Annotated in this window: 22 protein-coding genes and 1 pseudogene; 2 read left to right on the forward strand and 21 right to left on the reverse strand. The window is 70.3% G+C overall.

The window, feature by feature from the left end:
* Positions 1-23: 23 nt before the first annotated feature.
* Together DDV73_RS11500 and DDV73_RS11505 are read right to left on the reverse strand one after the other, a co-directional pair.
* Positions 24-1,397: a UDP-glucose dehydrogenase family protein gene (locus DDV73_RS11500; RefSeq protein WP_109507393.1), complete on the reverse strand. Its 1,374-nt coding sequence runs from the start codon at positions 1,395-1,397 to the stop codon at positions 24-26.
* Positions 1,394-2,581 (reverse strand): glycosyltransferase family 4 protein, encoded by a 1,188-nt coding sequence (locus tag DDV73_RS11505; protein WP_109507394.1) that lies wholly within the window; start codon positions 2,579-2,581, stop codon positions 1,394-1,396. Before DDV73_RS11505 ends, DDV73_RS11500 begins: the two co-directional genes overlap by 4 nt.
* Before the next feature lie 347 nt (positions 2,582-2,928).
* Between DDV73_RS11505 and DDV73_RS11510 the strand changes: the two genes are divergently transcribed.
* Complete coding sequence (locus DDV73_RS11510; RefSeq protein ID WP_154402732.1) at positions 2,929-3,690, forward strand: hypothetical protein; 762 nt, start codon at positions 2,929-2,931, stop codon at positions 3,688-3,690.
* 18 nt (positions 3,691-3,708) lie between these two features.
* On the opposite strand, the gene rlmN is transcribed toward DDV73_RS11510, so the two are convergent.
* From rlmN to rpsB, 9 genes and pseudogenes are all read right to left on the reverse strand, one after another.
* Entirely contained in the window at positions 3,709-4,863 is a 1,155-nt protein-coding gene (gene rlmN, locus DDV73_RS11515; protein ID WP_109507396.1) for a dual-specificity RNA methyltransferase RlmN, read from the reverse strand.
* 33 nt (positions 4,864-4,896) lie between these two features.
* Positions 4,897-5,238 carry a hypothetical protein gene (locus tag DDV73_RS11520; protein WP_109507397.1) on the reverse strand — a complete coding sequence of 114 codons (342 nt, stop codon included), beginning with the start codon at positions 5,236-5,238 and terminating at the stop codon, positions 4,897-4,899.
* A 53-nt stretch (positions 5,239-5,291) separates the two neighbouring features.
* Positions 5,292-5,609 (reverse strand): hypothetical protein, encoded by a 318-nt coding sequence (locus DDV73_RS11525; protein WP_109507398.1) that lies wholly within the window; start codon positions 5,607-5,609, stop codon positions 5,292-5,294.
* A gap of 16 nt (positions 5,610-5,625) precedes the next feature.
* A complete protein-coding gene (locus DDV73_RS11530; protein WP_109507399.1) occupies positions 5,626-6,522 on the reverse strand; it encodes a phosphatidate cytidylyltransferase in 897 nt (298 codons plus the stop codon).
* Positions 6,523-6,545: 23 nt separating this feature from the next.
* The gene (gene frr, locus DDV73_RS11535; protein ID WP_206050826.1) at positions 6,546-7,100 is read right to left on the reverse strand and encodes a ribosome recycling factor; all 555 of its coding nucleotides are present in this window, start codon (positions 7,098-7,100) and stop codon (positions 6,546-6,548) included.
* Positions 7,101-7,142: 42 nt separating this feature from the next.
* Positions 7,143-7,889: a UMP kinase gene (gene pyrH, locus DDV73_RS11540; protein WP_154402733.1), complete on the reverse strand. Its 747-nt coding sequence runs from the start codon at positions 7,887-7,889 to the stop codon at positions 7,143-7,145.
* 104 nt (positions 7,890-7,993) lie between these two features.
* Positions 7,994-8,806 carry a translation elongation factor Ts gene (tsf, locus tag DDV73_RS11545; protein ID WP_109507401.1) on the reverse strand — a complete coding sequence of 271 codons (813 nt, stop codon included), beginning with the start codon at positions 8,804-8,806 and terminating at the stop codon, positions 7,994-7,996.
* A 95-nt stretch (positions 8,807-8,901) separates the two neighbouring features.
* Positions 8,902-9,039 carry a sunset domain-containing protein gene (locus DDV73_RS29800; protein ID WP_476703544.1) on the reverse strand — a complete coding sequence of 46 codons (138 nt, stop codon included), beginning with the start codon at positions 9,037-9,039 and terminating at the stop codon, positions 8,902-8,904.
* A gap of 219 nt (positions 9,040-9,258) precedes the next feature.
* Positions 9,259-10,164: pseudogene (gene rpsB / locus DDV73_RS11555) on the reverse strand (30S ribosomal protein S2); the annotation flags it as partial.
* 435 nt (positions 10,165-10,599) lie between these two features.
* Between rpsB and DDV73_RS11560 the strand changes: the two are divergent.
* Positions 10,600-11,289 (forward strand): M23 family metallopeptidase, encoded by a 690-nt coding sequence (locus DDV73_RS11560; RefSeq protein WP_109507402.1) that lies wholly within the window; start codon positions 10,600-10,602, stop codon positions 11,287-11,289.
* Here DDV73_RS11560 and DDV73_RS11565 read toward each other — a convergent pair.
* The 10 genes from DDV73_RS11565 to rplS all read right to left on the reverse strand — a co-directional run bounded on the left by DDV73_RS11565 (position 11,237) and on the right by rplS (position 19,792).
* Positions 11,237-12,205: a tyrosine recombinase XerC gene (locus tag DDV73_RS11565; protein WP_109507403.1), complete on the reverse strand. Its 969-nt coding sequence runs from the start codon at positions 12,203-12,205 to the stop codon at positions 11,237-11,239. The genes DDV73_RS11560 and DDV73_RS11565 overlap by 53 nt on opposite strands.
* Positions 12,206-12,231: 26 nt before the next feature.
* Positions 12,232-13,368 carry a phospholipase D-like domain-containing protein gene (locus DDV73_RS11570; protein ID WP_109507404.1) on the reverse strand — a complete coding sequence of 379 codons (1,137 nt, stop codon included), beginning with the start codon at positions 13,366-13,368 and terminating at the stop codon, positions 12,232-12,234.
* Between the two features lie 39 nt (positions 13,369-13,407).
* Positions 13,408-14,610, reverse strand: a complete 1,203-nt coding sequence (dprA, locus tag DDV73_RS11575; protein WP_109507405.1) for a DNA-processing protein DprA — start codon at positions 14,608-14,610, stop codon at positions 13,408-13,410.
* Entirely contained in the window at positions 14,607-16,199 is a 1,593-nt protein-coding gene (locus DDV73_RS11580; RefSeq protein ID WP_109507406.1) for a YifB family Mg chelatase-like AAA ATPase, read from the reverse strand. The genes dprA and DDV73_RS11580 overlap by 4 nt, the downstream gene beginning before the upstream one ends.
* On the reverse strand, positions 16,199-16,558 hold the full coding sequence (locus tag DDV73_RS11585) for a YraN family protein (RefSeq protein ID WP_109507407.1): 360 nt from the start codon (positions 16,556-16,558) through the stop codon (positions 16,199-16,201). The genes DDV73_RS11580 and DDV73_RS11585 overlap by 1 nt, the downstream gene beginning before the upstream one ends.
* 161 nt (positions 16,559-16,719) lie before the next feature.
* Positions 16,720-17,028, reverse strand: a complete 309-nt coding sequence (locus DDV73_RS11590; RefSeq protein WP_109507408.1) for a DUF2469 domain-containing protein — start codon at positions 17,026-17,028, stop codon at positions 16,720-16,722.
* Positions 17,025-17,735 carry a ribonuclease HII gene (locus tag DDV73_RS11595; RefSeq protein ID WP_109507409.1) on the reverse strand — a complete coding sequence of 237 codons (711 nt, stop codon included), beginning with the start codon at positions 17,733-17,735 and terminating at the stop codon, positions 17,025-17,027. The genes DDV73_RS11590 and DDV73_RS11595 overlap by 4 nt, the downstream gene beginning before the upstream one ends.
* A complete protein-coding gene (gene lepB / locus DDV73_RS11600) occupies positions 17,732-18,556 on the reverse strand; it encodes a signal peptidase I (RefSeq protein ID WP_240617248.1) in 825 nt (274 codons plus the stop codon). The genes DDV73_RS11595 and lepB (DDV73_RS11600) overlap by 4 nt, the downstream gene beginning before the upstream one ends.
* A gap of 37 nt (positions 18,557-18,593) precedes the next feature.
* Positions 18,594-19,310 carry a signal peptidase I gene (gene lepB, locus DDV73_RS11605; protein WP_240617249.1) on the reverse strand — a complete coding sequence of 239 codons (717 nt, stop codon included), beginning with the start codon at positions 19,308-19,310 and terminating at the stop codon, positions 18,594-18,596.
* A 131-nt stretch (positions 19,311-19,441) separates the two neighbouring features.
* Positions 19,442-19,792, reverse strand: coding sequence for a 50S ribosomal protein L19 (gene rplS, locus DDV73_RS11610; RefSeq protein WP_109507410.1), 351 nt, complete (start codon positions 19,790-19,792; stop codon positions 19,442-19,444).
* Positions 19,793-19,985: the final 193 nt, after the last annotated feature.

A 19,985-nucleotide genomic window follows, 5' to 3' on the forward strand; every position in this document is an offset into this window, starting at 1 on the left:
CCCGCCGGCCGCGCCGCCGCGCGCTAGGCCGACTCCACCCGATCCCGCGACGGTACGGCGGCCGCGGCGGGCTCGACCAGGCGGCCGAGGGTCTTGAAGTTCCAGCCCGCGGCGAGCCACGGCTCGGGGTCGAGGACGTTGCGGGCGTCGATGATCACCCGGCCGGCGGTCAGCTCGCCGACCCACACCGGGTCGAGCTCGCGGAACTCCTGCCACTCGGTTAGATGGAGTACGACGTCGGCCTTGCGCAGCGCGGCCTCGACGCTCGCGGCGTACCGCAGCTGCGGGGCGACCGAGCGGGCCGGCACCGACGCCTCCGGGTCGTAGACGGTGACCAGCGCGCCGGCGTCGTGGAGCCGCTTGGCGACCTCGAGCGCAGGCGACTCGCGGACGTCGTCGCTGAGCGGTTTGAACGCCGCGCCGAGCACCGCGACCCGGCCGTAGGCGCGGTCGTCCTTGCGGTCCAGCGCGGCCAGGGTCTCGGTCACCACCGTGTCGCGACGACGCTGGTTCACGCCCTCGATGCCGTGCAGGAACTCCACCGACTCGCCGGCGCCGAGCTCCTCGGCACGTGCGATCAGGGCCTTCACGTCCTTCGGCAGGCAGCCGCCGCCGTACCCGAGACCCGCGCCCAGGAACTTCCGGCCGATCCGATCGTCGTGACCGAGTGCATCGGCCAGCAACGTGACGTCGGCGCCGGTGATCGAGCACAGCTCGGCCATCGCATTGATGAACGAGATCTTGGTCGCGAGGAACGCGTTGGCCGAAACCTTCACCAGCTCCGCCGTCGGCAGGTTGGTGACCACGACAGGAGCGCCCTCAGCGATCGGCGTGGCGTAGACCTGGCGCAGCTCCCACTCGGCACCCGGCGTGGTGACGCCGAAGACCAGCCGGTTGGGGTGCAGGGTGTCGAAGACCGCGTGCCCCTCGCGCAGGAACTCGGGGTTCCAGGCCAGCTCGACGGTGACCCCGGCCGGCGTGAGCGCCTCGATCCGGGTGGCCAGCGCCTCCGCGGTGCCGACCGGCACCGTCGACTTGCCGACGATCAGGCAGTTGCGGGTCAGCCGCGGAACCAGCGCGTCGATCACGGCGTGCAGGTAGCTCAGGTCGGCCGCGCCGCCCGGGGTCTGCGGCGTACCGACGCACACGAAGTGGACGTCGGCGAACTCCGCGGCCTCCTCGATCGAGGTCGAGAACCGCAGCGCGCCGGCCGCGACGTGCTTGGACAGCAGCTCGGGCAGCCCGGGCTCGTAGAACGGCACCGTCCCCGCCGAGAGCGAGCGGATCTTGGCGGCATCGGTGTCGACACCGATCACCTCGAAGCCGAGCTCGGCCATCCCGGCGGCGTGGGTGGCGCCGAGGTACCCGGTGCCGATGACTGAGATCCGTGCGGTCACGCGATCCTCCTGGAAGCGCCTGCCTGGTCACCGCGGTGGGCGGCCAGGACTTCTCGGTAGTGACGGACCAGGGCGGCGTTGACCGCGGCCCAGGACCGTCCGTCGACGCTGCGCCGGGCCGTGAGGGCCATCCGGAAGCGCAGGCCCTGGTCCTCGACCAGGCGGGCGACGTACGACGCCAGCGCAGGCCCGCTGCCCGGCTCGTAGAGGAAGCCCGCGCCCTCGTCGACCACGTCGATCGGGCCGCCGGCGCGCGGCGCGACGACCGGGACGCCGCTGGCGAGTGCCTCCTGCGCGGCCTGGCAGTAGGTCTCGTGCCGGCCGGTGTGCACGAACACGTCCAGCGAGGCGTACGCCGCGGCGAGCTCCTCGCCGTGCAGCACGCCCAGGAACGCGGCGTTCGGCAGGATCCCGCGCAGCCGCTCCTCCTCGGGGCCGCCGCCGACGATCACCATCCGCACGTCCGGCAGCTCGGCTGCGTGCGCCAGCAGCTCCAGCTCCTTCTCCGGCGCGAGCCGCCCGATGTAGCCGACCAGCTTCTCGCCGTTGGGCGCCAGTTCGGCGCGCAACGTCTCGGAGCGGCGGGAGGGGCCGAACAGCTCGAGGTCGACACCGCGCGGCCAGCGCGCAAGCCCGGGGATCTCCATCTCCTCGAGCTGGGTCAGGCTCGCGGTGGACGGTGCGAGGGTGCGGTCGACGGCGACGTGGATCTTGCGGGTCAGGTAGCCCATCGCCCGGATCCCACCGGGGATCTCGTAGCGCTCCGCGAAGCCGACCAGGTCGGTCTGGTAGATCGCGACGGTCGGGATCCCGAGGTCGCGAGCCGCCTTGGCGGCCTGGTAGCCGAGCGTCGCCGGCGAGGCGATGTGGACCACGTCGGGCTGGAAGCGCAGCATCACCCGGCGCAGCCGGCTGCGGGTCTCCAGGCCGATCCGGAAGTCCTTGTAGAACGGGAGACTGGTGCCGTTAGCGATGGTGACCGGGAACCCGGCGTACGTCGCGGGGCCGGTCGGCGCGACCAGCTCGGCCTCGTGGCCCTCCGCCGCCAGGTGCTCTAGCACGCGGCGTACCGAGTTGGTCACGCCGTTGATCTGGGGAAGGAACGACTCGGAGACCACCAGCACCCGCAACCGCGGGGGCTGCCCCGCGACTGTCGCGGGCCGAAGGTGGACCAGGTTCCGCATCGGAGCCCTGTGTCGTTCGACTCTGGACCTTCGGATTCGCATCTTGTTCCTCTCGGAGTGGTGCATCATCCGCTTCGGACGGTAGGGAGCAGACCGAAACGCACCCGGAGGTCGACATGGACTCCACATGAACCGCGTACGTCGGGACGAGGGCCCTGTTCACACGCTGGTTGGGCGGTGTTTGGGCATGCCGAATAATTCGGAATGAGCGCTTTCCGGTATCTAGCCGTAGCCTGGGGCCCCGCGGCGTGCGCCGCGACCTTCGTGGGAGGAGAAGCGAAGCGCGGATGGAGAACTCGCAGGACCCAACCGAGCCCGTGGTGGTCGTTCATATCGTCGGGCAGCGGGTGACTGTCAACGCTCAGCCGGTGGAGCACGACGGCACCGGCGACCTCATCGGAGTCGGCGTACGCGCGGTCGCGCTCCGCTTCGCGCGGGTCATGCAGCGACCGGTGCCGACCATCGTGATTCACGGCGGCGCGAGCCACCGCCTCCTCGTGCACCCGAACGGTGCAACCAGCGACGTCGAGCCCCTCGGCCGCGACGAAGACCTCAGGTTCAGCACCGCCCCGCCCAGTGCTCGCGGGTCGAGTCAGGCCGTGGCCGGGCGACCGGCCGGGCGGTCGAACGGCGGCACGGCATGGGCCGTGGTGGGCACCGTCATCGCCGTGGCGCTCGTGGTCGGTCTGCTCACCTGGGTGCTGACCCTGGTGCGCGACGACGACGGTGACCAGGCCAAGAACGCCAACTCCACGCCGACCGCGAGCCAGACGCCGACCACCTCGCCGTCCCCCACCGCGTCGGCGACGACCACCACGCCGACCACGAAGCCGAAGCCGCCGGTCAGTCCGCTGCGGATCCGGGCCAAGGCGGCGGCGGGCCGGACCACGCTGACGCTGAAGGTCTCGGTGACCCGGCCCACCCCTGTCACCGTCCGGCTGGTGCCGGCGAAGACCGGCAAGCCCGTCTGGCGGACGATCACCAAGGTCGGCCGGATGCCGGTGACCGTGGTCTTCCGCAAGCTCCCGCCGGGCACCGCACGCTGGACGGTGATCGCGCGCGGAGGCGTCAAGACAGCGGGTACGACGAAGGTGCTGCCGCGCCGCTGATCGGCTGCGTGCGGCCGGTCAGCTCTCGGTCGCGGCCAGCTGGCCGCAGGCGCCGTCGATCTCGCGGCCTCGGGTGTCGCGCACGGTGGTCGGGATGCCCTTGGCCTCCAGCCGGCGTACGAACTCGCGCTCGTCCTTCGGGTCCGACGCGGTCCACTTCGACCCCGGCGTCGGGTTGAGCGGGATCAGGTTGACGTGCACCCAGCCCCAGTCGCCGTACCCGTTGAGTACGTCGCCCAGCAGGTCGGCGCGCCACGCCTGGTCGTTGATGCCGCGCATCATGGCGTACTCGATCGAGACCCGGCGCTTGGTGACCCGGGCATAGTCCCAGGCGGCATCGACGGTCTCCGCAACCGAGAACCGGGTGTTGATCGGCACCAGCTCGTTGCGCAGCTCGTCGTCCGGCGCGTGTAGGGAGAGCGCGAGCGTGACCGGGATGCCCTCGTCGGTGAGCTGCCTGATCCGCGGCACCAGGCCAACAGTGGAAACAGTCACCCCGCGCGCGGACATACCGAGGCCCGCGGGTGACGGGTCGGTGAGCCGGCGTACGGCGCCGATCACGGCCTTGTAGTTGGCGAGCGGCTCGCCCATCCCCATGAAGACCACGTTCGAGACCCGGGCCGGTCCACCCGGGACCTCGTCGCGGGCCAGGGACCGGGCACCGGCCACGACCTGCTCGACGATCTCGGCGGTGGACATGTTGCGCTGCAGCCCGCCTTGGCCGGTGGCGCAGAACGGGCACGCCATCCCGCAGCCGGCCTGGCTGGAGACACACATCGTGACCCGGTCCGGGTAGCGCATCAGCACCGACTCGACCAGCGCGCCGTCGAACAGCCGCCACAGGGTCTTGCGGGTGGTGCCCTTGTCGGCCTCCATCGTCCGCAGCGGCGTCATCAGCGGTGGCAGCAGTGCCGCGACCAGCTCGGCGCGCTGGGCCGCGGGCAGGTCGGTCATCTCGTCGGGGTCGTCGACCAGCCGCGCGAAGTAGTGGTTGGACAGCTGCTTGGCGCGGAAGCCCTGCAGACCGAGCTCGGTGAGCAGATCCTTGCGCTCGGCCTCGGTCAGGTCGGCGAGATGGCGCGGAGGCTTGCGGCGTCCGCGCGGCTCGTCGAAGACGAGCGGGAGCGCGGTGGCGCCGGACGGGGCGGTCGGGGGCGTGGAGGCGTCGGACATCAGGCCCCGATCATCCCACCCCGAGCCGGAAGGTCAGACATTCTCGCCGGCGGTCAGCACCATCAGGAAGATCACGACCGCGACCACGACCGCCACGATCGTGACCGTGATGCCCAGCAGCATCGACCAGCCGAACCGCCGGCTCGGCTCGCGGTAGATCAGGTACGCCGGCACCAGCAGGAACAACAGCACCGCCCAGAACGCCTTGGTCGCGGTGTCGGTGTCGAAGAGCGCGGCGACGATCGTGCTCCAGATGCCGGGGACCAGGATCGCCGAGCTGGCGCCGGCGAAGAAGCCGAGTGCCGCGTCGCGCACCCGGTGGTCGGGCACGACGTCGTACTCCTCGTCGGACTCGGCCACCTCACTGTCGTTCACCCTCAGCAGGCTACCGGGGGTCAAGGGTGAAGTCGCGGACCCGCCCGCCCGGGTCACGCGGGATCGGACAGCAGGAAGGCCAGCAGGCTGATCAGGCCGACCACGAACGCCACGGTGAGTACGACGCCGAGCAGTGCGCCCGCGCCGAAGAGCAGGGCCGGGCGTCGGGTGCGCGGCCACACCAGGAACGGCACCAGCAGCACGAACGGCACCACGACGGCACCGACCAGCCCGGAGTTGGTGCGCATCAGGTCGAGCCGCATGCCGACGAAGTAGCAGAGCGCCACCGCGGCCGGGCCGCACATGAAGCCGAACGCGAGCGGCCCACGCTGGCGCGCGAGCGTTGCGCCGGAGGGCTCGTCGTACCGCATCAGGACCCGGGCCGCGTCAGAAGACGAGGTAGTGCAGAAGCAGCCAGGTCGGGGCGATGGTCGCCAGCAGCGAGTCCAGGCGGTCCATCAGGCCACCGTGGCCGGGAATGATCTGCGACATGTCCTTGATCCCGAGGTCGCGCTTGATGACGGACTCGCACAGGTCGCCGAGGGTGGCCATCACGACCGCGATCAGGCCGAGCACCACGCCGACCCACCAGTCGCCTTCGAGCAGGTAGTGCACCGTCGCCCAGCCGACGGCCACGCAGGCCAGCGTGGAGCCGGCGAAGCCCTCCCAGGACTTCTTCGGGCTGATCACCGGCGCCATCGGGTGCTTGCCGAACAGCACGCCGGCGCAGAAGCCACCGATGTCGGAGGCGATCGTGACCAGGATGAAGGTGATCACGCCGAGCGAGCCGTAGTCGAAGTGCCCGCCGCTCTCGGCCCAGCCCGGACGGCCGTCCTCGGCCAGCATCAGCGCCACGAACGACGCCAGGAACGGCAGATAGACCAGTGTGAAGATCGACGCGCTGGCGTCGCGGACGTAGCCGTCCACACCGCGTCTGAGGATCCAGAGCATGCTCACCAGGGCGGTCATCGCGGTCGCGGTGACCAGCGCCGGGGTGCCCCAGACGAATGCCACCAGGATCATCGCCATCCCGCCGACCTGGATCGGCTCGCGCGGTAGGTCGATGCCCTTCTGCTTGAAGCCCTGCTCGAACTCCCAGACCGCGATCAGCAGAGCGAGGAGGACGACGGCGATGAAGGCCGGCTTCCAGAAGTAGAGCGACGCGCCGATCACGGCCAGCAGCACCACCCCGGACGCGATCGAGATCGGGACGTTGCGGCCGGCGCGGCCGTGGTCTTTGCCAGGGTCCTTCTGGGGCGCTGCCGGCGGAGTGGTGTTCGTCATGGGGTAGGTGCTGGGTGAGGTCCTCAGACCTCCAGCAGCTCGGCTTCCTTGTTCTTCAGCATGTCGTCGATGGCGTCGGTGTGCTTCTTGGTGGAGGCGTCGAGCCGCTTCTCCGCGCCGGTGACGTCGTCCTTGCCGGCCTCGCCGTCTGATCCGAGCTTCTCGAGGGCCTGCTTGGCGGTACGGCGTACGTTGCGGACCGAGATCCGGCCGTCCTCGGCCTTCGCCTTGGCGACCTTGATGTACTCCTTGCGGCGCTCCTCGGTCAGCTCCGGGAACACGCAGCGCAGCACCTTGCCGTCGTTGGCCGGGTTGACGCCGAGGTCGGAGTCGCGGATCGCCTTCTCGATCGCGGCCATCGCGCCCTGGTCGTACGGCGAGATCAGGATGACCCGCGCCTCGGGCGCGGTGAACGACGCCAGCTGCTGCAGCGGGGTCGGGGTGCCGTAGTAGTCGGCGGTGATCTTGCTGAACATGCTCGGGTGGGCTCGCCCGGCGCGGATGGCCGCGAACTCCTCGCGCGTCGCCTCCACCGACTTGTCCATCTTCTCGTCGGCCTCGTTGAGGACCTCGTTGATCACGGCTACTCCTGTTCGAATGTATTTCGGTCCGGTCGGCGCCTAGTTTTGGGCGCTGACCAGCGTGCCAATCTTCTCACCCTGGACGACGCGCAGGATGTTGCCCTCGGGCTCCATACCGAACACCACCATCGGGAGCTTGTTCTCACCGCAGAGGGCGAACGCGGTCTGGTCCATGATCCGCAGACCCCGGCTGATCGCCTCGTCGTAGGTGAGGTGGTCGAACTTGGTCGCGGTCGGGTCCTTGTGCGGGTCGGCGGAGTAGACCCCGTCGACCCCGCTCTTGGCCACGAGTACGACGTCGCACTTGCTCTCCAGCGCCCGCTGCACCGCGACGGTGTCGGTCGAGAAGAACGGCATGCCCATGCCGGCGCCGAAGATCACGACCCGGCCCTTCTCCATGTGCCGGATCGCGCGCCGCGGGATGTAGGGCTCGGCGACCTGGCCCATCGTGATCGCGGTCTGGACCCTGGTGTCGATGCCGCGCTTCTCCAGGAAGTCCTGCAGCGCCAGGCAGTTCATCACGATCCCGAGCATGCCCATGTAGTCGGCGCGCACCCGGTCCATGCCGCGCTGCTGCAGCTCGGCGCCCCGGAAGAAGTTGCCGCCACCGGTGACCACCGCGACCTGCACCCCGGCCTCCGCGACCGCAGCGATCTCGTCGGCGATCTTGTGGACGACGTCGGGGTCGACGCCCACCTTGCCACCGCCGAACACCTCGCCGGACAGCTTGAGCAGGACACGGTTGTAGGCGGTCACGAACTTCCCTTCGTACGGCTGACGGCACATGCGAGGAGGCCGGCCCCGCGATCACGTGACGTCGTGATCATGGACCGGCCTCCTCAAGGTCTTGCGGCTCCGAGCGAACCTCGGCAAACCCTACTGCTTCGTGCTCAGGCGCCGACCTCGAAGCGCGCGAACTGCTTGACCGTGGTGCCCGCGGCCTCGAGAACGGCCTTGACGGTCTTCTTGCTCTCGCTCACCGACTCCTGCTCGAGCAGCACGACCTCCTTGAAGAAGCCACCCAGACGGCCCTCGACGATCTTGGCGACCGCGGCCTCGGGCTTGCCCTCCTCGAGGGTCTTCTTGGTGAGCACGTCCTTCTCCGCCGCGACGATGTCCGCAGGGACCTCGTCGCGGGTGAGGTACTGCGCCTTGAGCGCGGCGACCTGCATCGCGGCACCCCGCGCGGCAGCCTCATCGCCGTCGTACGCGATCAGGACGCCGACGGCCGGCGGCAGGTCGGCCGCACGCTTGTGCAGGTACACGGTGGTCGGGCCCTCGAAGTAGGCGACCTGACCGAGCTCGATCTTCTCGCCGATCGTGATCGCCAGGGTCTCGACGACCTGGCCGACGGTGCTGTCGTCGAGCGCGACCGCCTTGGCGGCCTCGGTGTCGGTCGCCTTCGCGGCGTCGACGGCCTCGGCGATCTTCTGCGCAGCGGCGATGAAGTCGTCGTTCTTGGCCACGAAGTCGGTCTCCGACTTCAGCTCGATGAGCGCACCACCGGCGGCGGCAACCAGGCCAGCCGACGCCTCGCGCTCGGCGCCGCGCTTGGCCGCCTTGGCGGCACCCTTCACACGCAGCAGCTCAACCGCCTTGTCGAAGTCGCCGTCGGTCTCGTCGAGCGCCTTCTTGCAGTCCATCATGCCGGCGCTGGTGAGCTCGCGGAGCTTCTTCACGTCGGCAGCGGAGAAGTTAGCCATGTTCCTTCTTCCTCGAAGTGTGGGTACGTCGTGTGGCGGGCGTCATCCGAGCCGGTCGTTATTGGGCACGGCTCGGATGACGTCCGGGGACTTGGTCAGTCCTTGTGCTCGGCGTTGACGAAGCCAGCGGCCTCGGCAGCCTCGGCGGTGCGGAACCACACCTCGGCCTTGGTCCGCGAGTACCACGGGCTAGTCGGCGCGTGGAACTTCATCGAGTCCGCGTTGCCCTTGATCTCGAAGCCCTCGGGAGCCGAGCCGTCCTCGAGCGGGGCGGCCGAGTCGGCGCCGTACGGAGCCTCCGCGGGTGCTTCGGCGGTCTCGGTCGCAGCCTCGGTCGCAGCCTCGGTCGCAGCCTCGGTCGCAGCCTCGGTCGCAGCCTCGGTCGCAGCCTCGGTCGCAGCCTCGGTCGCAGCCTCGGTCGCAGCCTCGGTCGCAGCCTCGGTCGCAGCCTCGGTCGCAGCCTCGGCGGCGGGCGCCTCGGTCGTCTCGGCCGGAACCTCGGCGACGGCGACCGGAGCGGGCGCCTCGGCCGGAGCGGCAGCCGCGGCCTCCGCCTCGACGGGAGCAGCCGGGGCAGCCGGGGCCTCGGCCGGGGTCTCCAGAAGCTCGCGCTCCCAGTCGGCCAGCGGCTCGGCGGCACCGGGCTCCGTGCTGTCGGTCTTGGCACCGGAGCGGGCGATCAGGCCCTCGGCGACGGCGTCGGCGATCACTCGGGTGAGCAGGCCGACCGCGCGGATGGCGTCGTCGTTGCCCGGGATCGGGTAGTCGACCTCGTCGGGGTCGCAGTTGGTGTCGAGGATGCCGATGATCGGGATCCGCAGCTTGCGGGCCTCCTCGACGGCGAGGTGCTCCTTCTTGGTGTCCACGATCCACACGGCCGCAGGCGTGCGGGTCATCTCGCGGATACCGCCGAGGGTCTTGTCCAGCTTGTCGCGCTCCCGCTTCATCTGCAGGAGCTCCTTCTTGGTGCGACCCGAGCCGGCGACGTTGTCGAAGTCGACCTCGTCGAGCTCCTTGAGGCGGTTGATCCGCTGGTGCACGGTCTGGAAGTTGGTGAGCATGCCGCCCAGCCAGCGCTGGTTGACGTAGGGCATGCCGACGCGGGTCGCCTGCTCGGCGATCGCCTCCTGGGCCTGCTTCTTGGTGCCGACGAACATCACGGTGCCGCCCTTGGCGACGGTCTCCTTGATGAACGCGAACGAGCGGTCGATGTAGGCCAGCGACTGCTGCAGGTCGATGATGTAGATGCCGTTGCGCTCGGTCATGATGAAGCGCTTCATCTTCGGGTTCCAGCGTCGGGTCTGGTGTCCGAAGTGGACGCCGCTCTCGAGGAGCTGGCGCATAGTCACGACTGCCATGGTGGTTCTCTCCTGTGTGTGGAGGGCACACCGTTGACGCTCACCCTTCAGTCAGGGCGAACCGGAGCACCTTCTCCTGTTGTTTTCAGTTGCCACAGCCGGCGGGTGCCGACTGCCCTGACGCCGCGCGCGATCCGACCCGTCCGGCTCCCAGACGGAGCTGGGTGGCTGTGACGGAACTGAGGATCGTCGCCCACGGGTGATCGAGGCCCAGGAGCCTCGTCGCGGTCTGCGAGCGTGCGAAGTCAAACCCCGAGGGGTTTGCACGGGTCAGAGTAGTCCACGCTCTCCGCTTCTCGCCAATCCCGACAGCGGCGTACGGCACCACTCGGACCCGCCGCCCACTAACCGTCCACAGATTTCAACCCCTCGATTTCTCCACAGGCCCGACCGTCCCCTCCCCCAACCGTCGGCACCTCACAGCACGCTTCTCCCATGCGTCCTTCCGTGTTCCCGCTCCTGGCCCTCGCCGCGCTGCTGTTTCTCTGTCCGTCGCGGCCGGCCGCGTCCGACGACACCGTCCCCCGCGACGGCGTCTGGCCGCTCGACCCGGTTCCCGAGGTCGCGCGCGGCTTCGACCCGCCGGACGTGCCGTGGGGCTCCGGACATCGTGGTGTCGACCTCGTCGGCGCGGTCGGGCAGCCTGTCCGCTCGGCGCTGGCCGGGACGGTCAGCTACGCCGGCCGGCTCGCGGGCCGCGGCGTCGTCGTGGTCAGCCACGGCGACACCCGGACCACCTACGAGCCGGTCGCCGCGGCGGTGTCGGTCGGTGACCAAGTGGTCGCCGGTGACCAGCTAGGCCGGCTGGAGCGCCCGGGCTCCCACTGCTTCCCGTCGGTCTGCCTGCACTGGGGCTGGCTGCGGGGCGAGGTCTACCTCGATCCGCTCGACCTGGTCGGCGCCGGTCCGGTCCGGCTGCTGCCGTTCCTGGGTGGCCCAGGGGTCGGGTCGGCGCCAGTTTCCGATCGACTCCCCGTATCGGGAGGAAACTGGCGCCGTCTCGACACCTGCGGCTCAGCCTGTCCGGCGACGATCACCGGACCGGACCCGCCGTCGTGGTGGCCGTGGCCGGTCAGGCTCGGGGATGCGCCTGCTGATAGGCGCGACGAAGCCGGTCGGAGGTGACATGGGTGTAGAGCTGCGTGGTCGCGAGCGAGGCGTGGCCGAGAAGCTCCTGGACGGTACGCAGGTCCGCACCGCCCTCGAGCAGGTGAGTGGCGGCGGTGTGCCGGAGCCCGTGCGGACCGATGTCGGGAGCGCCGGGGACGTCCGCGATCCGCCGGTGCACCATCGACCGGACCGCACGCTGGTCGATCCGCCGCCCCCGCGCGCCGAGGAAGAGCGCGGCTCCCGCGCCCTCCACGACCAGCGGCGGCCGACCGACTCGCAGCCAGCGGGTCAGGGCCTGAGCCGCAGGCTGACCGAACGGCACCGACCGCTCCTTGCGGCCCTTGCCGAGGACGCGGACGACGTTGCGCTCCCGATCCACGTCGTCGACGTCGAGGCCGCAGAGCTCGCCGACACGGATGCCGGTCGCGTAGAGCAGCTCGAGGATCGCGACGTCGCGTACGCCGACCGCGCTGCCGTCCTCCGCCAAGGCGGCCGCCGCCTCCACGAGCGACCGCGCCTCGTCGGCGCGGAGGACCGGAGGGAGCGTCTTGTGCAGCTTCGGAGAGCCGAGCAGTGCGCCGGCGTCCGTCTCTGCGCGGCCGGTCCGCACCAGCCAGGCGGTGAAGACCCGCGCAGCCGTGGCCCGCCGCGACATCGTGGTCCGCGCCTTGCCGGTGGTCTGCTGCTTGGCCAGCCAGCTGCGCAGGGTGCGCAGCTCGAGCCGGGTCACGTCGGCGTGCCCGAGCCGGGCCGCGTGGTCGAGCATCGAGGCGACGTCCCCGATGTAGGCCCGCACCGTATGTGGAGTCAGGTCGCGCTCCGCGGACAGGTGGCGCTCGTACTCCCCCAGCACGGCCACCATCGCCTCCGGCAGCCCAGGCGACTCCGCGTCCGGCGGACCTGCGGACGTCGACTCGTTGCCCTCGGCCATGGATCGAGTCTAGGAAGCCGAGCGGCCTACTCGGTGTCGGCGCGCGCTCGCAGCCGCTCGTAGAACGCGACGTACTGGCGGTAGCGCTTCGGACCGGCGTCGAGCATCAGCACCAGGTCGTCGTTGGAGAGCGACAGCTGACCCCAGTTGTCCGAGCCCGTCGACACCAGCCGATGCCGGCGCCCGTCGCGGACGTAGTCGGCCAGCATCAGCTTGTTGTGGATGTGGTCGCCGTTCTTGAAGACCCCTGGGTGCAGGCGCACGCCACCCGCGAGCAGCTGGGCCCGGACGCCGCCACCAACGTGCAGCCCCTCGACCACCTCCACCCGAGCACCGGCCCGCGCCTTGCTCGCGAGCAACGACGCCAGTCGGTGTCCGCGTTCGGAGTGCCAGGCGTGCATGACGACGCGGATCGTCGTGCCCCGGTCGGGTAGCCCACGCAGCGTCCGGTAGATCGGCTCCTCCGCGGGACTGAAGCCCGGGAAGAAGTACGCCCGGTCGCGGCCGAGACGGCGGGTCATCGCCGGACTCGCCATCGGCTCGTCGCGCACCTGCCGGCGGAACACGGCGTCGAAGGCGCGCCACACGTCGCGGCGGCCGACGTAGGAGTACACGTCGGTGTACTGCCCGGTCGACAGGTAGGTGAGGTTCATCGAGCCGGCCATGACGACGTACCTGGCGTCGCCGGTACGCGAGAACGACCAGGACTTCTGGTGGGTGACGCCGCGACCGTCCGCGCCTCGTGCCGAGTTGCCGGTCAGGACCAGGAACGACCGCATGCTGGCGTCAGAACCGAGCTCACGGAGGAGGAGCTCGACCGCGCGGAACTGCCTGGAGTGACCATTGAGCACGACCTGCACCCGCACGCCGCGGTCGTGAGCGGCGACCAGGGCCTCGGCAACGTCGCGGAGTGTGAACGAGTAGCCCACGATCCTGATCGTCTCGCCGGGCGGCGTGTGCTCGATGTTGCCGATCAGTGCCCGGACGATCGCGTGGCCGGACGGCTCCGCCACCGGGTACCCGAAGAGCGCACCCCGCGGCGGCGTCCACGGCTCCGCGTAGCCCTTCTCGTCCGCCGCCCCGCGCAACGCGAAGATCCCGGCGGCCACGCCCACGAGAATGACGATGCAGGTCACCACCACACCGACCCCCGTCCTCCGCATCCCGGCAGTCTGACATGTGGCGCGTGTACGACGCCGCCATCAGGTCCGCGCCTCCTCGCCCAGCACCCAACCCGTGTCGGTGCTGACAACCAGACCGACCTGCTGCAGGCGGCCGAGCACGGAGCGCACCTCGACCAGTCCGATGCCGGCGGTCCGGGCGATCGAGTCGACGGCGGCGGGCCGGGCCGCCGGGACGGCGTCGAGGACCTGCTGCTCGCGTTCGCGCAGCCGATCCCGGGGCCGGGTGTCGGCCCGAGGGTCCTCGAGCAGGTGAGCCCCTGCTACCCCGACGACCTCCAGCACCTCCACCGCGGAGGTCACCAACATCGCTGACCCCGCGCGGATGAGCTGATGGACACCCTGGGACGGGGCGCTGGTGACCGGGCCGGGCACGCCCATCACCGGGCGGCTCAGCCGCTCCGCCCAGTTGGCGGTGTTGAGTGCTCCACTCCGGATCGCCGCCTCCACCACGACCGTGCCCTTCGACATGGCGGCGATGATCCGGTTGCGGCTGAGGAACCGCATCCGCATCGGAGCGCACCCCGGCGCGAGCTCGGAGATGACCACGCCGACCTCAGCGATGTAGTCGAGCAGGGGTTTGTGGGCCTTGGGGTAGGCCCGGTCGACGCCACAGGCGAGCACCGCAGCCGTGGGCCCGCGGACGGCGAGCGCCCCGCGGTGGGCGGCCTGGTCGATGCCGAAGGCGGCACCCGAGACGACGCCGACGTCCGCGTTCGCGATGCCGGCGGCCAGGTCTCGCGCGATGTCGGTGCCGTAGGACGTCGACGAGCGCGAGCCGACGACGCTCACGGACTCGGCGAACGTGTCGAGGCGGAGCGGGCCTTTGGCCCACAGCCCGAGCGGAACTCCGCCGCGCTGCTGCAGCGGCTCGGCGCGGTCGAGGTCGCCGAGCTGGATCGGCCACTCCGCATCGCCCGGGACGACGAAGCGAATGCCGAGTCGGGCTGCCTGCTCCAGCTCGCGCACCGGGTCCAACCCGCGGAGCCGGCTGGCGACGTCCTTGAGAACGCCGTCGACGTCCTGTTCCCCGGCGAGATGGTCGTGCACCCGTACCGCGCCGAGCTCGGCGACCAGGCCCGCCATCCGCGGGTCACCGGGTTCGGCGAGCCGGCACAGGGCGACCCGGGCCAGCCTGTCGCGCTCGAGGCCCGGAGGAGGCTCCGGGCCTGCCGACGGGGCTGACGGGGCCGACGAGGCAACCGCTGCCGGGTCGGTGCTCATCCGGCCCTCCTCTGCATCGCGGAGACCAGCAGTGGCTTGCCGAGGCGCAGATCGAGCGCGGTCCGGGCGTCCCCGCGACCGGGCTGGTTGCGGCCCGCGAGGTCCGCGACCGTCCAGGCCAGGCGGTGCACGCGCGTGGCTCCGCGCCGGGTGAGCGCCCCGCTCAGCAGGTGGTCGTCGACCAGCTGCTGGGCGTCGTCGGTCAGCGGCCAGTCCTGGCGCAGCGCCGGCCCCGGCGCCTGGGAGTTGAGCCGCCACGAGCGATCGACGTACCGCTGCGCCTGGCGTTCACGGGCGGCCATCACACGCTCCCGGACCGGCGCGGACGGCTCGTTGCCCAGCGGGTCGCGTCCGCGCCCACCCTGGCGGACCGGAGTGACGTTGCGGGTGATGTCGATTCGGTCGACGATCGGGCCGCTGAGCTTCGCGCGGTACTCGCGGCGCTGCACCTCCCGGCACGTGCAGTTGTTGTCACGCTGCATCGGGTGGTAGTCGCCGCACGGGCACGGGTTCGAGGCGACGACGAACATCCCGCGCGTCGGGTACGTCGCGGTCTCGTCGCCGCGGGCGATCGTCACCTCGCCGTTCTCCAGGGGCTGACGCAGGCCCTCGATGATGTCGGTGGCGAACAGCCCGAACTCGTCCAGGAACAGGACTCCACAGTGCGCCCGGCTGACCTCGCCGGGCCGCACCCTTCCCGAACCGCCGCCGAGGATGCTGTTGCGCGAGGCGTTGTGGTGGGGCGCCACGAACGGAGGCCTGGTGATCAGGCCGGAGCCTGGGTCGAGAACGCCGGCCAGCGAATGGATGGCGGTCAGCTCGAGCGACTCCTCCAGCGTGAGGTCGGGAAGGATCCCGGGCAGCCGCTCCGCGAGCGTCGTCTTGCCGGCGCCCTTCGGCCCGCTCAACATGAGGTGATGGCCGCCGGCCGCCGACACCTCCAACGCGAACCGGGCGTCCTCCATCCCGTCGATGTCGGCCAGGTCGAGGTCGGTGAGCCGCTCCTCGCCACGCCAGGACAGCAGCGGGCTGCCCGACAGCGGCTCGACGGGCGGCGCGTCCGGCACCTCGTTGCCGCACAGCTCGGCCACCACCTGGGCGAGCGAGCGCATCCCGAACACCGACATCCCCGGGACCATCGCCGCCTCCGGCAGCTGCGGCTCCGGCACGAACACCCGGTCGATGCCCCGGGCGGCCGCGGCCATCGTCATCGGCAGCACGCCGGGCACCGGCCGGAGCCGGCCGTCGAGGGTCAGCTCGCCGATCAGCACCGTCCGCTCCAGCGACTCGACCGGGAAGCCCTCGGTCGTCGCCGCGACCACGCCCACCGCCATCGCCAGGTCGAAGTGCGGCCCGCGCTTCGGCAGGTCCGCCGGCGAGAGCAGGATCGTCACCCGGCGGGTGGACGGCCATTCGTAGCCGCTGTTGGCGATGGCGGTCCGGCAACGGTCTCGGCCCTCGTTGATCGACGCGTCCGGCCGCCCGACCAGGACCATCGCGACGATTCCCTGCGAGACGTCGACCTGAACGTCGACGACGTGGCCCACGGCACCCTGCAGCGACACGGTGCGCGCGGTCGCGACCGCCATCAGCAGACTCCCCGCACATGCTCGACGGTCGCCGCGCCGCTGGGCGGCCGGAGCACCCCGACCAGGTCGAAACGTACGTCGGGCGGGTGCACCGGATGGTCCCTCAGCCAGCAGACCGCGAGCCGGCGCAGCCGCTCTGCCTTGGCCTCGGTCACCGTCGCCAGCGGCTCGCCGTACGCCGTCGACGAGCGGGTCTTCACCTCACAGATCACCAGCACGTCGCCGTCGCGCAGCACCAGATCGATCTCACCCTGCTCGCACCGCCAGTTGCGGTCGAGCACCACCATCCCCTGCGCCACCAGGTGGCGCGCGGCGAGCGACTCGCCGTACGCACCCAGGCCCTGTGTCCTTGTCGTCATGTCTGACCTCCTGCGACGAGCGTCGCGGGCGGCGGGGACAGTAGGGCGTCAGCGCGTGCATGCCTGTGGAGAGGACGGCCTGTGGACAGGAAGACGGCCAAAGTGGGCCGTTGGTGGTCTCGATACGGTCGCTGCGCGACCTACTCGACCACCGCGATTGGCTACGGCTTGGGCGGGTCGATGTCGGAGGGAGCGAGCTCCTCGACGTTGACGTCCTTGAAGGTCAGCACCTTGACGTTCTTGGCGAAGCGGGCGGGGCGGTACATGTCCCACACCCAGGCGTCGCTCATCGAGACCTCGAAGAAGACGTCGCCCGCCTCGGTGCGCGCCTTCACGTCCACCTGGTTGCAGAGGTAGAAGCGCCGGTCGGTCTCCACGACGTACTTGAAGATCCGCACGACGTCGCGGTACTCGCGGTAGAGGTTGAGCTCCATCTCGGTCTCGTACTTCTCGAGATCCTCGGCGCTCATCGGCACTCCTCCAGGGTGAACGTGTCCTCCGTATTCTGCCCCGACTCGGGTGGCTCCAGCCCGGCGGCCCGCCGGACGTTGACGAACCTCATCCGGTGCACCGGCGACGGGCCGTGCGCTGTCAGCGCCTCGGCGTGTACGTCGGTGATGTAGCCCTTGTGGGTCTTGAAGTCGTAGGCCGGCCACTCGCGGTCCAGCTCGCACATGATCCGGTCCCGGGTCACCTTCGCCAGCACCGATGCCGCCGCGATGCAGGCGGCCACCCGGTCGCCCTTCCAGATCGCCAGCCCGGGCACCTCCAGCCCGTCGACCGGGAACCCGTCGGTCAGCACGTACGACGGCCGTACGTCGAGCCGCGCCAGCGCCCGCCGCAGCGCTTCGACGTTCGCGACGTGCATCCCGAGCCGGTCGCACTCCTCAGACTCGATCACCACCACCGACCACGCGAGCGCCCGCCGTACCACCTGGGTGTAGCAGCGCTCGCGAGCCTTCTCGGTGAGCAGCTTGGAGTCGGCGAGCCCGGGAACCACGCCGGCCTTGCCGGGCGGCAGGATCGCTGCCGCGGCGACGAGCGGCCCGGCGCAGGCTCCCCGGCCGGCCTCGTCAACACCGGCGATCGGTTCCAGGCCGACCCGCCGCAGCGCCCGCTCGTAGCCGTAGAGCCCGGCGTCGCGGCGTACGGTCACTCCGCGCGGCAACTCACTCATGCTGGATCAGGGATGTCCTCGAAGGCGTCGGGACGCTTCACCCAGCTGAACCGGCTGCTGGGCCACACGAGTGCGAACACCTTGCCGACCACGAGATCCACCGGGACGTACTCGTTGCCGGGGACGCACTCGGTGTCGCCCTTGCGGCAGCGGTGGACGGTGGAGTCTGCGGAGTTGTCGCGGTGATCGCCCATCACGAACAGCTCGCCCTCGGGCACCGGTCCGGCCTTCCACTTGCAGCCGGTCATCGGCCCCTGGCAGTCCTTGAGGTTCTTGGTGAACGACTCGTCGTCGAGCGCGACCCCGTTGACCTTGATCCGGCCCTGCTTGTCGCAGCACACGATGGTGTCGCCCTCGACGCCGATCACCCGCTTCACCAGATGACCGCCGGACGGGTAGAGGCCAATCCTCTCCAGGGCCTTCGCGAGCAGGCTGGTCGGCCCGGCGGTCTCGGCCTCGTTCAGCCAGCCGCCCGGGTCCTTGAACACCACGACGTCACCGCGCGACGGACCTTTGCTCCCCCAGTACGCCGGCTTCTGCACGAGGATCCGGTCGTTCTTGATCAGCCCCGGCTCCATCGACTCCGACGGGATGTAGAACGCCTGCACGAAGAACGCCTTGATCACGATCGCCAGCACAAGCGCGACCCCGAGCAGCAGGATCGTCTCCTGCCACACCGGCAGCTGCTTGCGCTTCTCCTTGGGCTGCTTGGCCCTCCGGGATGGCTTGGCACGGCGGCCGCCGGTCGAGCTGGACTCGCTGGTCGACTCAGCGGCGAGAGTGCTCGCCGCGGTAGCGGAGTCGGGCTCGTTCGTGGTCACCCGCAGAGCCTAACCACTGACCCTGACGGATCCTCATTCAGGACGCGTCCGGAATGTCGTCGAACGAGCCCTCGTCTCCGACCCAGTCGAACCGGCCCAACGGCCACACCAGAGTCTGCACCTTGCCGACCACCAGGTCGACCGGCACGAACGGCTCGTCGGACAGGTGCGCGGAGGAGTCGCGGGAGTTGTCGCGGTGGTCCCCCATCACGAAAAGCGTGCCGTCCGGCACCGGCCCGACCTTCCAATTGCAGTCGCCGGGCATCGGCCCCTGGCACTCGGCGTCGTTCTTGGTGAACGACTCGTCGTCGAGCGGCTCGCCGTTGACCAGCAGCCGGCCCTGCTTGTCGCAGCACTCGATGACGTCGCCCTCGACGCCGATCACCCGCTTCACCAGGTGACCGCCGGACGGGTAGAGGCCGATCTTCTCCATACCCTTCGCCAGCAGGTTCGACGGTCCGGCCGCCTCGGCATCGCCCAGCCAGCCACCCGGGTCCTTGAACACCACCACATCGCCGCGCGACGGACCGTCGCCGCCCCAGTACGACACCTTCTGCACCAGGATCCGGTCGTTCTTCACCAGCCCCGGCTCCATCGACTCCGACGGGATGTAGAACGCCTGCACGAAGAACGCCTTGATCACGATCGCCAGCACCAGCGCGATCCCCAGCAGCAGGATGGTCTCCTGCCATACGGGCAGCTTGTGCTTCTTGGTACGGCGCTCATCGCCCTGGTCCCCCTGCTGGCTGCTCACCCGCCAGACGATAGGTGGCGATCCTGAGCGCGCTCTGAGGACACGTCGTACGCCGATGCTGCCGGCCTGAAATGACGCGACTCCCGTCCACCGAGCGGCGTACGGGAGTCGCGGACAGAGCGCGGCCTGACTCAGGCCTCGCGGCGCTCCTTGATCTTGGCGGCCTTGCCGCGCAGGTTGCGCAGGTAATAGAGCTTCGCGCGACGGACGTCACCGCGGGTGACGACCTCGATGGTCTCGAAGATCGGGGAGTTGATCGGGAAGGTGCGCTCAACACCGACGCCGAAGGAGACCTTGCGGACGGTGAAGGTGCGGCCGATGCCGGAGCCGTGGATCCGGATCACGACGCCCTGGAAGACCTGGACGCGGGAGCGGCTGCCCTCGACGACCTTGACGTGGACCTTGATGGTGTCGCCGGCGCGGAAGTCCGGGATGTCGTCGCGCTTCTGGGCAGCGGCGAACTCGGCAATGACGTTGGTCATGTCTGCTCCTCGCGAATGCCACAGGTCAGCCGCGGAGTAGTGATCGAATTGTCTCGGTGGCCCGGTCGGAGTGCCGTACGGCGCGCCCCCTGTGGCAGGTGCGCACGACAACTTCCGGGATTTTGGTTCCAGACAGTCGTGGCGACAGGGCCGAGGAGAAAGTCTGCCACACGCAGGCGAACGTCTCGAAATC

It is taken from the genome of Nocardioides speluncae, assembly GCF_003121585.1.
Lineage (GTDB): Bacteria > Actinomycetota > Actinomycetes > Propionibacteriales > Nocardioidaceae > Nocardioides > Nocardioides speluncae.

What these genes read in the sequence shown, in the direction of transcription:
- DDV73_RS11525 (WP_109507398.1), bottom strand. Translation starts at nt 5,609, where the DNA reads ATGCGGTACGACGAGCCCTCCGGCGCAACGCTCGCGCGCCAGCGTGGG.
- DDV73_RS11580 (WP_109507406.1), bottom strand. Translation starts at nt 16,199, where the DNA reads ATGGCGGTCGCGACCGCGCGCACCGTGTCGCTGCAGGGTGCCGTGGGC.
- tsf (WP_109507401.1), bottom strand. Translation starts at nt 8,806, where the DNA reads ATGGCTAACTTCTCCGCTGCCGACGTGAAGAAGCTCCGCGAGCTCACC.
- rlmN (WP_109507396.1), bottom strand. Translation starts at nt 4,863, where the DNA reads ATGTCCGACGCCTCCACGCCCCCGACCGCCCCGTCCGGCGCCACCGCG.
- DDV73_RS11595 (WP_109507409.1), bottom strand. Translation starts at nt 17,735, where the DNA reads ATGAGTGAGTTGCCGCGCGGAGTGACCGTACGCCGCGACGCCGGGCTC.
- DDV73_RS11565 (WP_109507403.1), bottom strand. Translation starts at nt 12,205, where the DNA reads ATGGCCGAGGGCAACGAGTCGACGTCCGCAGGTCCGCCGGACGCGGAG.
- DDV73_RS11585 (WP_109507407.1), bottom strand. Translation starts at nt 16,558, where the DNA reads ATGACGACAAGGACACAGGGCCTGGGTGCGTACGGCGAGTCGCTCGCC.
- DDV73_RS11590 (WP_109507408.1), bottom strand. Translation starts at nt 17,028, where the DNA reads ATGAGCGCCGAGGATCTCGAGAAGTACGAGACCGAGATGGAGCTCAAC.
- DDV73_RS11560 (WP_109507402.1), top strand. Translation starts at nt 10,600, where the DNA reads ATGCGTCCTTCCGTGTTCCCGCTCCTGGCCCTCGCCGCGCTGCTGTTT.
- dprA (WP_109507405.1), bottom strand. Translation starts at nt 14,610, where the DNA reads ATGAGCACCGACCCGGCAGCGGTTGCCTCGTCGGCCCCGTCAGCCCCG.
- pyrH (WP_154402733.1), bottom strand. Translation starts at nt 7,889, where the DNA reads ATGTGCCGTCAGCCGTACGAAGGGAAGTTCGTGACCGCCTACAACCGT.
- DDV73_RS11505 (WP_109507394.1), bottom strand. Translation starts at nt 2,581, where the DNA reads ATGCGGAACCTGGTCCACCTTCGGCCCGCGACAGTCGCGGGGCAGCCC.
- rplS (WP_109507410.1), bottom strand. Translation starts at nt 19,792, where the DNA reads ATGACCAACGTCATTGCCGAGTTCGCCGCTGCCCAGAAGCGCGACGAC.
- DDV73_RS11570 (WP_109507404.1), bottom strand. Translation starts at nt 13,368, where the DNA reads ATGCGGAGGACGGGGGTCGGTGTGGTGGTGACCTGCATCGTCATTCTC.
- DDV73_RS11530 (WP_109507399.1), bottom strand. Translation starts at nt 6,522, where the DNA reads ATGACGAACACCACTCCGCCGGCAGCGCCCCAGAAGGACCCTGGCAAA.